General features: G+C 45.1%; 8 protein-coding genes and 1 pseudogene. 5 read left to right on the top strand and 4 right to left on the bottom strand.

Features of this window, described 5'->3' with window-relative positions:
- Positions 1–200: 200 nt before the first annotated feature.
- Positions 201–1,130: a ketopantoate reductase family protein gene (locus EJQ19_RS16590; RefSeq protein ID WP_126142356.1), complete on the bottom strand. Its 930-nt coding sequence runs from the start codon at positions 1,128–1,130 to the stop codon at positions 201–203.
- A 149-nt stretch (positions 1,131–1,279) separates the two neighbouring features.
- On the opposite strand from EJQ19_RS16590, the gene EJQ19_RS16595 reads away from it, so the two are divergent.
- Positions 1,280–1,849 (top strand): TetR/AcrR family transcriptional regulator, encoded by a 570-nt coding sequence (locus tag EJQ19_RS16595; RefSeq protein ID WP_126142357.1) that lies wholly within the window; start codon positions 1,280–1,282, stop codon positions 1,847–1,849.
- Between the two features lie 57 nt (positions 1,850–1,906).
- On the opposite strand, the gene EJQ19_RS16600 is transcribed toward EJQ19_RS16595, so the two are convergent.
- Positions 1,907–3,319, bottom strand: coding sequence for a PQQ-dependent sugar dehydrogenase (locus EJQ19_RS16600; RefSeq protein ID WP_126142358.1), 1,413 nt, complete (start codon positions 3,317–3,319; stop codon positions 1,907–1,909).
- Positions 3,320–3,456: 137 nt separating this feature from the next.
- Here EJQ19_RS16600 and EJQ19_RS16605 point away from each other — a divergent pair, with 137 nt between their 5' ends.
- A complete protein-coding gene (locus tag EJQ19_RS16605) occupies positions 3,457–4,641 on the top strand; it encodes a winged helix-turn-helix domain-containing protein (RefSeq protein ID WP_126142359.1) in 1,185 nt (394 codons plus the stop codon).
- A gap of 135 nt (positions 4,642–4,776) precedes the next feature.
- Here the strand turns inward: EJQ19_RS16605 and EJQ19_RS16610 are convergent, their stop codons facing one another.
- Positions 4,777–5,709: a DsbA family protein gene (locus tag EJQ19_RS16610; protein ID WP_126142360.1), complete on the bottom strand. Its 933-nt coding sequence runs from the start codon at positions 5,707–5,709 to the stop codon at positions 4,777–4,779.
- A 152-nt stretch (positions 5,710–5,861) separates the two neighbouring features.
- Between EJQ19_RS16610 and EJQ19_RS16615 the strand changes: the two genes are divergently transcribed.
- Together EJQ19_RS16615 and EJQ19_RS16620 are read left to right on the top strand one after the other, a co-directional pair.
- Entirely contained in the window at positions 5,862–6,422 is a 561-nt protein-coding gene (locus EJQ19_RS16615) for a TetR/AcrR family transcriptional regulator (RefSeq protein WP_126142361.1), read from the top strand.
- A 12-nt stretch (positions 6,423–6,434) separates the two neighbouring features.
- Positions 6,435–6,704: a YciI family protein gene (locus EJQ19_RS16620; protein WP_126142362.1), complete on the top strand. Its 270-nt coding sequence runs from the start codon at positions 6,435–6,437 to the stop codon at positions 6,702–6,704.
- A 138-nt stretch (positions 6,705–6,842) separates the two neighbouring features.
- Here EJQ19_RS16620 and EJQ19_RS16625 read toward each other — a convergent pair whose 3' ends face one another.
- A complete protein-coding gene (locus EJQ19_RS16625; RefSeq protein WP_164716584.1) occupies positions 6,843–8,807 on the bottom strand; it encodes a glycosyl hydrolase family 28-related protein in 1,965 nt (654 codons plus the stop codon).
- A gap of 715 nt (positions 8,808–9,522) precedes the next feature.
- Between EJQ19_RS16625 and EJQ19_RS16630 the strand changes: the two are divergent.
- Positions 9,523–10,766: pseudogene (locus tag EJQ19_RS16630) on the top strand (hypothetical protein); the annotation flags it as partial.

Genomic DNA, 10,766 nt, shown 5'->3' on the forward strand with positions numbered 1-10,766 from the left:
AGCCACAGATACGGTCACTAGGGCAACCTGACCGCGTTCAACCTCACTGCCTAAATGAAAAAGCCGCCCGTCGCATCGACAGAGTGCACCCCTTAGAATAGACCTTGGAAAACCCCACGGGTCATCCGATGCATGCTAAAGGGTGTACTTTTATGCCAAAAAGCAGATTTGGCCTACGCTCCAATCCATCGAAGTCTTCCTTATATTTCTTTCGCATATTCCGTATTTTCAAATGCCGTCGTAAGACGCGGCAAAGGTATGCCTGCCTTTTTGGCTTCTCTCACAACTTCAAGTACCGCGAAACCTGCTTTACTATTGTTGTATTCCACAAAAAGCCGCGCTAAGCTGCCTTTTGCGAAAATAACCTTGTTAAAAAGTATGCCGAGAAGTCCCGGTGGAATTTTAGTCAGCAGGAGGGAAATGGCATCATGCTTTGCACCTCTTGCTTTCAGTACAGGGATCATTTCTCTCATATGTAAGCCAACATTTGCAAATGAGGCCCTGTGGTTCAAGAGCGCCGGAAAACTTCCCCGTTTTATCACCTCGGCCTCCATCGCTGCATTCATGGCAAAGTGGTTCCATAGCCAGTTTTGCATATCCTTGACCCAACTAATTTTAAAATGGGCACTTTCAAATAGTTCTTTGACCTTGTTGTTCATAGGCTCAGTGCCTGCACGTGGTTTTTCTAGAAATATCATTTTCAAAAAGCCGCCTCTCAGCGTATTGTCCGCTATGCCGCCTCCTGCTCCGGGGAAGCCAAAGACAACATTGTTCAGAGACAATGGTGCGATGGACGACTTCAGATCTTGCCAAATGTTATTGAAGATGAGGACAGGGGTATTTCCTGCAGCAGTTGATAGGAATTGTGCTGCTTCCGGAAGTTGTTCCGTGTTGACGCTCATAATAATGAGATCATAATTTGGAAGGATCTCCTCATGCAGTTTGACGTTCCAGCTTTCTTTTATGAGCTTTTTCCCTTTTCGTGCGTCCCACATTTCAAGCTCTATACGGCTTCCGAAGGTTTCTTTTCTCCCCTTTCTGACGTAAAACTCAACTGTATGTCCTGCCTGTTCAAAAGCCCACGCATATTGGGTCGATATTACACCTCTACCGAAGAATAAAATTTTCATGTTAGCCTCCCTAAAATAGTTGATAATCCTTGTTGATGATCCAACAACGTGTTGTATAATAATATTGTAAGGATTCACCATACGGTCATCAACCATCAGATTTTCAATATCTGTCGGAGCATCTATTGAACCGGAAATGGAGGCAAATCATGAAAAAGCAGCCTGAAACTACGGACAAAACAAGGCAAACATTTGTAAATGTATTCTGTGATTTATATAGCCAAAAGCCAATTGAAAAAATATCTATTCAAGAGATTGCCAACAAGTCAGGATATAACCGCAGTACATTTTATCAATACTTTACGGATATTTATGAGTTGCTGAACTACGTTGAAGAGAAGGTTTTGAAATCCATTAAGGAGGAAATGGCAAGCAGGGAGCTTTCTACGCATACTTTCCAAGATGCGCTTCAATGCTTGGAAAATGCAGAAGAAATTTCTATGCTAAAAGCTCTCTTGGGCGACTATGGTTCTGTTCATTTTGTTGAACGCCTGAAAAGAGAAATTCCCTTTGAAAAATTGATTGTGGGCCTTCCAACAAATGATGTCTTAGCGCCATACCTGATTGAGTTTTACATATCAACATTAATCTCTTTGTTTCGCCTTTGGATACGCAATGGCAAAGATTTATCGTCCGAAGAATTGGTCAAGCTGATCGATAGCCTATTTGCAAATGGGATAAAACCGTATTATTTCTTTGGCACGGTCAATAAAGGGTAGACGCGGATCAAAATGGTATTTAATGGATTTACCGACATGGTACGGGCTTTAGTTGAATCATGGAACAATCTCAAATACAGTGCCTCGGTTAAACTCAGCCACTTTCATAGAGCCATAAACCCCTAAATATAGCCGGGTTTGATTCAGATTTGTTCCTAAACTAACGTAATAAGCAGAATTAGACCCAAAATTATGATCCGTTTCTATTACATGATAATCGTTTTGTTTACAATCGGCTGTTACCCTTGTATAGGCTAGAACCCCCCTAACAGGAGGTTTTGAATGAGCACGAGCAAGATCGGTAAACACGACGCTTCCCAATAAATCAGGGATATCGTTTCCATTATAGGCCTGAACCCCAGTGAGTGCAGTCCCTCCAAACTTGTCGGGACGAGGATCATCATGATAATAACTCGTTAGCGGCGGAAGACGCAGCGCTGAAGTTTCCAGGGTCTCATTGAAATATGAAATATTTTTTTCATTCAGACCTGCATTTACGGGGCAGCTTCGTACCACAGACGTAGGTAAACTACCTTCCCACCCTCGCCAGCCAAAGTTAATAAATCCTTCTTGGTCGGTCTCCGACCCCACAATAGAGGCTTGGACAAGCTGAGTAACAGGTATTGGCTTATATTGAACGAATGAAAAAATCGATTCTACCAGATCTTGTCCGACATTCCCTGCGTATTTAATATACTTGTCATGGAGCCTCTGATAGGAAATGCCGGTTATATTGCGTACCCCTTTTGCAATGACCGTAAGCATTCTCTGAATAGATTCAGGCAGTTCATTAAAACGTGTAACCACAGGCGGATTATCAATAAATGAATTCATGCCTACATCTATTTCAATAATTTTACCCGCGATTTCCATAATATCTTGGCTTAAATTAAACGGGTCATAGGCTGATCCGCCGTCCCCGGTCGTTAAAACAAGTTTTCCTGTTTCAGGTGAAAAGTTTAAGCTGTTGACCCCATTATGATTTAAAAATGGCCTTCGTATATTAAGTAATGTACGCCGTCTATGAGACTGCCCATTCGATTGCAGAATCCATTCTTCAACGGTATCAATATGATCATATTTAATTTCCCTATCTATCCACTTTAGGCTTAAAGTTTGGGGATCACACGGGTTAGGCTTAAAAGATTCAGAAAATGCAACTGGACCTTGGGTTCCAGCTAGCGAGTAATGGAGATAAAATAATCCGTTGTGGTAAAATTGGGGATGAAAAGCTAGCCCTACGAGTCCTCGTTCATCGTATCCGCCGCTGGAGCCGCCTAGTTTTAAGATTCGCTGGCGAATATCCAAAAAAGTCCCTATAGCTCCGTTTCTAATAAAAAAGATCTCTCCGACCTGTGTTGCGATCATGATGCTTTCAATGGAGTCACCCGGAAGGAATGTTGTTTTTATAACAGTGGGTAAGTTTATCCTACTGACAATAGGCCGTAGAGTGACTTTTACTGTATTCAACTAAATCCCCCCTGATTGTCATAATCTATTTTAGAATATGATGGAATTTTCTTATTAGCACCAAACTGAGGTTAGGGGCATGATTAGCCAGTGAATTTTACCCATACAGTCAATAAAAAATAAGAGCAGGTGCGTAAATGATCAAATTAACCATCCGTCAAGCACGGCAATTTATGTTGTTGAAGCACGGTCTGCTAGGGGAATACAGATTTATAGGAAACCAGGGCATTTTGGATTTTGTTCGACAGGCAAGCTGCCTCCAATACGATCCCATCGATGTGTGCGGAAAAAATGCCGAACTGGTGCTGCAATCGCGAGTGAAGGGATTTAGCAAGGAAATGCTTGAGGAGCTGCTTTATCAAGATAGACGTTTAGTTGATTATCCCGATAAGAATCTAGCCATTATTCCTGTCGAAGACTGGCCGTATTTTGAAAGGTACAGGCGGGCCGCCCGGCAGCATGCCGAACACTATCCTGACATGCAAGCTTTGACAGAGCAAGTGCGGACTCATATCCAAAATCACGGTGCGATAAGTTCGGATGATATTAAATTGGATGTGGATTTCTCCTGGCGATCGGCAATTCACTGGAGCGGTGGCAACAATACATCTCGTTCCGTACTGGAACAGATGTACTCGACGGGCGAGTTGATTATCGAGCACAAAAAAGGCACGCGAAAATACTATGATATCGCCGAGAAGTACATACAGGCAAATGTGTTGAATGCGCCAGAGCCGCTGCCTAGTGAACTAGAGCATCAAAAATGGCGGGTATTGCGTCGGATTGGTGCTGTTGGACTTTTATGGAATCGCGCATCCGATGCTTGGTTAAACATATGGGGACTGAAATCGGCCGAGCGTAACGAGGTTTTCCGCCAGCTATCGATCGAAGCTAAGATTGTTGCTGTTATGGTTGAACAAATGAAGGACATCCTGTACTGCCGCACAGAAGACTTGCCGCTTATTGAGGCCATCCTTAAAAATCCAGAGCTGCAATTTCGCTGCGAGTTGATCGCCCCTCTGGACAATATGATATGGGACAGGAAGCTTATCAACGAATTATTTGGCTTTGATTACACCTGGGAGATTTACACGCCAGTTAACAAACGGAAATTCGGACACTATGTTCTGCCGCTATTATACGGAGAGAACTTTATTGGACGAGTAGAGGTAATCGCAGAGCGAAAAGCTAGGCATCTTGTTGTTAAAAACATCTGGTATGAGAAAGGCGTGAAGCCAACAAAGAAGCTGCAGACAGCCCTGGACGATTGCTTCAAACGGTTTGCGCTATTTAATGGATGTGAGACGATTTCTCTCCGGTAAGAAAATGTAATATAGTAAGGAGGGTTAAGATTCGGTATTAATATGATCTTTGAAGTGGTTGCCAAAAAGAGACGTATTATTCCCATTATGATTGACACAGTAAAGCCCGAACGTATTCTTCGCTCGGGCTTCGCACTAGAGATCGTACGACATGATATACAATTCTCCTAAAATTTCATTCACTTGATAATGATTTTCTGAAATCTCTTGTTCGATAAAAGCTTTTACGTCATCTTGCCCAAGATCATACATGACTTCAATTTCTTTGGAAAAAAGAAGTTTTTCTTTTTCTAGCAAGCGAGAAAGGGAAGGGACTGGTTTGGGTTGTAGTTCTTTAAGATTTAGAACTTTTTTCAAGCCATCAACATAGTATTCTAACGGACGGCTGCCAACTATTTTCACGCCGTTATTTTCCTCATTGATCATAATAATTGTCGGAAAGCCTCTGACCCCCAAGCTTCGAACTAGATCGAAATCTTCATGTAACCATTGATGGCCGACCTGATCTTCAGCTTCGTTGACAATAGCTTCTCCGTCAAGATCGATTTTATTTACGATGTCAATCATAACGGATTTGTCTGAAATATTTTGATTCCATGCAAACAGTGCTTCTCTTGAACGACGTAAATATTCTGCTGCTTTTGCATCTGTAAACCTTTGTTGAATCACCTTAAATACACGAGAAGGCGGGTAAGATGATTGAACTGGATTATCAATCATTAAAGTCCCATCAATTGGCATTCTTGAATGCGCTCCAACTTCTCTCCAGTGAACAGCCACATCGGCTGGTTTATGAATGCCGTTTGCCGGATCGATGGGCCCATCATGCCATTTTTCCAGCAAGCCTCCCATAACCGTATGAAAGTTAAAATAGTTCCCATATTGCTCCATAAAACGACGAAGATCAGGCTCAAGCGCCCAGCAATGCGAACAAATAGGATCGGTCACATAGTAAAGATTAATTGTTTTTGAAGGCTGATTAAAATCAATTATCTCCATTTCCTCATCTTCCGCTACTCCGCATACACCTGATTGCAGATCACACACCATATTATTATTGTCCGCCATACTAATTCCTCATTTCTTTTTTGAGTAATCCATGTTTGTTTGCTTATAGGTACATCTTAAATCATAATAAAACTCATCAACACCAATAGTTCTGTGGATTTGTCGTGTATACAACACTTTTAAGCACTTGTTGAAAATAGGAGGTGAACCAAATGACCGAATCTAAGACGGACCCCCGAGTTTTGCGTACCCGCAAATTAATTATGGATTCTTTCATTGAACTTTCAGGGAAAAAGGAATTTAAGGATATTACGATTAAGGATATAACGGCGGAAGCTATGATTAATCGCGCAACGCTTTATTATCATTTTGAAGATATCTATGACTTATTGGAAAAAGCACTGTCAGAGGTATTGCTAGTTAATTTGAATTATGATTTTTACCAGAATGACGAATTAAATGAGGAAGTATTTGTTAGAATATTTGAATCCATAACAAATTTCCAAAAGTCGTTATCGAATCGTTGCCATAGAGGTTACGAAGATACCATAGCCCGTATTATTAGGGATCAGCTCGAGATTATTTTTTACAAAATGTTAGTTAAGCAACATACAACGGAAAAGGATGAGGCTCTAAAACTTACAGCTGTCCTATTAAGCTGGGGAATGTATGGGGCTTCTGTAGAATGGAGAAGAGGTAGTCAGAAGGTACCGCCGGAAGAATTTATTAAATTGGCGATTCCTTATATAAGGACTGGGATTGATAAAAGGTAAGGGGGAATACGAATGTTGTTTGCAGTAATTGGCACCAGTGCAGGAAAGGCCCGTGAAGAGGTTATGGCCATCTTCCCTCGTCACAAAGCATTTCTGGATCAGTTTCTTGCCCGAGGCGAAGTTGTTGGAGTAGGGCCTTTCACCGATCCGGAAGGCGGGAATATGGCGCTCTTTCGCAGTCGGGCCGCAGCCGAGGCATTCGCCAAGGCGGATCCATTTTACTTGGAAGGCGTCGTGAAGGAGTATCGGATCAAGGATTGGGGCGATAACATGCTGTCTTAGAGGGTAAAAAAGAACCTCCCGTTGTAAAAGGGAGGTTCTTTTTTGCATTTTAAATCAAGCCGGACTTCTGCAATAGTCTTGTTACGATGACAGCCGCTTCGGCTCGCGAAATCTATTTTTTTGATTCGCTCCTCCGAATTAATACGTTTTGGTTCCCGTAATGTCGGCAGGACCGACTGTCGGAAGGTTCGGACTGTCATGCATGTAGAAGCTTTTCACGGTGTTTTTCAGCTGTACTCTGGAGCCGATGCCTGTTCCTTTGGCCATCGAGAAATTGTTGAACTCGATATTCCCGGCGTCGTCGACGACGACTGCGTACCGATTGTCGTTCGATTCGAAGTTGACGGTGGTGTTTTTGAAGGTGACCCCTTTGACGTGGCGCAGCCAAAATCCGTAAGACGGCCGAATGCCAAAGTCCTTCACATTATAGTTTCCTTTCGACAGTTCAGGGGGGGTTATGGAGGCGTCGGAATTCGGATGACTGCCTTTTGCCGTAATTTTCACATTGTTGAGCGTAATATTTTCCACGTAATACGTTCCGTTACCGTCCTTGAAGCCGGCGATCGTGGACGTGTATTCGCCTTTCGAGCTTTGGGCGTTTGTCGCTGTTACGTTGTTGATCGTCACGTTTTTGATCTTGCCGACGCCAGCGCCCGGTGCGCGCCCCCGGTTCGAAATTTCGATGAAAATAGGGGCCGTTGTGCCTGTCATTGTATTGACGCCGTCTAACACGACGCCATCCACAACGCTGCCGTCGTTGACGGAAATGCTGAAGCCGGCTTTGCCTGCGCCTAGTACAGTCAGGTTGGACACATGAACGTTCGAGATGTCACCGGCCGTCTCCGAGCCGATCTGGAACAAGTTGCAATTCGTGAAGCCGACAATCTTATCGACACGAATATTGCTCATGGGCCTCTTGTAGCCAAGGGAATAGTCGCTTCCGAGCTTGACGATGTCATCTGCGCTATACTCCGAATAAATGTCCGTTACCGTTACGTCATTGCATTGCATAATGTCGAACACGTCTCGTTGGCCCGAGGTAAAATTCGGCACATGAACATTGTGGATATTCAGCGTGTCGACGCCAGTAGCGAGTACAGCGAAATGGCCGAACCGCTGCAGATTGAGCTTGTGGGCGTCATCCAGCCCGCCGATTTCGATATCGCTGCTCAGCTTGAGCGCGATTGCTTTATCGCCTTGGCCGCTGCCGGGATTGTCGCTCGTGGACAACACGCCGTTGCCGTCAATAGTTCCAGTGCCGATAATTTTGACGTTGTGTACGTTTTCTCCCCACATTAACGCATTATGCCAATGACTGTGGCCGAAATCCTGATAGTTGTCATACGAATTGGATTCGGGGCTGTCGATGCCCGATATCGCTTTGATCGTAGCCCCGGTATTGATGTATAGCTGGACGTTGCTCTTGAGATGGATGGAGCGCGACAAATAGGTGCCGGAAGGGAATACGACCTTGCCGCCACCGGCGGCATTGGCCGCTGTAATCGCACTGTTGATGGCGCTTGTATCGTCGCTGCTTCCGTCGCCTTTGGCGCCATAATCTTTCACACTATAGTCGCCGGCGCCTGTCGTCAGTTTGAAATAATCGACCGTGATGGCATAGCTGTTGCTGCTGGCATTCTTGCCTGTCACGGTGAACCGGAACTTATGGCTGCCGGATGATAAAGAAACGGTGCCCAGATTGGACGAAGTGAACGCTGCCGTGCTTGCGTATTGATCGACGGTGCCGCCCTGGTTTTTGCCGTCGACGCTTAATTGGCTAATCCCTCTGCCCGTATTTTGCTTGTAGCCGAATTCTACGCTGTACGTATCGGCTGTAGGCACGTTCACCGTAAACTCCACCCAGCTCCCGACGGCCGTGGACGAGCTCGTCTGCAGATACTGTCCGCCGCTTGCGCTCGAATCGCTCGAATTGGACGTGGTAATGCCGCTTGTCGTATTCGCTGTCGTCTCGCCCTCGAAATTCAATGCGGCCGAAGGCGCTGCATGCACAATAAGCGGCCCTGTTCCGAACGGGACCCCGATTGACAAGAACAATGCGAGAACCAAAGAGATTGCAAATGATTTGTACATCGTGTGTAGCATAATGAATCCTCCTTTATTTGGGAATGGAGCCATTATATAAAAGCGGGATGCGGGAAAGAATGCAAAATTTTTATATGAATGTTTAAAATCATATAACAATGAGCCTCCAACGCATTTTACTGGGGGCTCATTGTGCAATACCGCTTCTATTTATTCCCCACTTGAATTCCGAGCCTCAAAACGTTGAATCGTATGGAATAACCGAGTTTCTTCACTTTTTTTAAAAAGAAGAGATTGCTGTGCTTGTGAGTACCCTACTTCAAACGTCGTATCATCTTTACCAAGGTGTAATACCCGCGATAATAAACGGACTATTATTTTTTATTTTCTCCATTTTTTTTTGCCAAAAAGAGACGTATTATTCCCATTATTCTGGTTCATGGATTTTTTGATATTTATGCAATGGGACATGAAATAGTGTTAGACCGTAATCGTATAAACCAAATCCAAAATCCCCCTCACATCCTCAATTCCCAAAGCCTCCGCGATCCGCTCAATATGGCGGGAATTCTCGAGAACAAGCTGAGAGGTCAACAGTCCCTGGTTGAGTCAATAGGTGCTTCCTAACGGGGCAACGACGTAATACTTCCACGATGTTCCTCCAAGTTGTCAGTGATATTCCCAAATCCTTTAAGAATTCATTAAGAGTTTTATGGAGGAAGGGTTAGTATAATTTCTGGCATAGGCATTCTCACACTTTGGAGGTAATAATGAGATGAAACAAATAGGGAAACGATGGAGCAGCCTGCTGCTATCGGCATGCATGGTACTGCCGATGCTGCCAGCGATGGCTTCGGCTGCGGGTGAAGATTTTTCTCTCCCAACAGGACAAACCTACTATTTTGACTTGTCCGGTGAAGCGGATCATATCGGTACAATGAACACCGCTGTGCCTGATGCGACCCTACATTACGTGCCCTTCACCTACGCGGGAACAATTAACGCATATAGTCTCGATAGTTCGAGCAGCGGCCATTCAAGCGCTTCGGAGAATGCCATTGCAAGCGATCGCAGTCTTTTTGTGGCGGATTATGCCCTGAGCCATTCTGTCTCGTGGAATACGCTAAATGGGAACGGCCTCATCTACGGCAAAACCTATGACACCAACTACACATTGCGATCTCTGAGTATGGGGAATTTCTCGGGATCTGCTGGCTCACCGACAACCAATGAATGGGATCGGATTCTGGACAAAGATGGTTCCTTGATCAAAAACTGGTCCATCCGCTCTTGGGGGCAGGACACGTATGTGAATAATTTGGGATCGCGCATTGCGAGAGGAGGCTCGGGTGGTGTGTACACTGCGCTTAGCGCTCCGATCAATTACACCAGTATCGGATACGGCTTCCGACCCGCTCTTGAAGTGCGGAATGCCGTTACCCTGGGGACTAATGGGTTAAAAGCGGTTACTTTAAATCTGGCTGGCGGGAGCTTCGACAGCAAGCCCAGTATTCAAGTCGTCAGCGCTGGCGGATCGTTCACCGCGCCTAGCGGAACAGGCCTGACTCCTCCGAATCAAATGGCATTTGTGAATTGGACTAAAACAGGAGATCCGGGTACGACTTATGCCGCAGGGCAAACGGTTGACTACACAAACGGTTTGGGGCTCACTGCCGTTTGGGAATATGTTACGGCACCGGAAGCTACACCTGCGATCGTAATTAACTACGATGAGGAACAAGAGCAACTGACAGGGTTTGCGGCAGGAGGCAGTTATACGGTCGATGGTGCGTCGGTAACCCCAACTGGCGGTGTGCTGAATGTTGCAGACTATATCGGAACGACGATTAGCATCGTGAAGAAGGGGAATGGAACGACCACTGTCGACAGCGCGGCCCAAAACCTTACTGTTCCCGCAAGACCGGCAGCGCCGACAGCCGTAGGTGTAAACCCGACAACCGTTGGCGGCACGGGTAAAATTACAGGCGTCACCGCGGCGATGGAGTACAAGTCGGCAAG

This window comes from Paenibacillus whitsoniae, from assembly GCF_003955665.1.
Classification (GTDB): domain Bacteria; phylum Bacillota; class Bacilli; order Paenibacillales; family NBRC-103111; genus Paenibacillus_E; species Paenibacillus_E whitsoniae.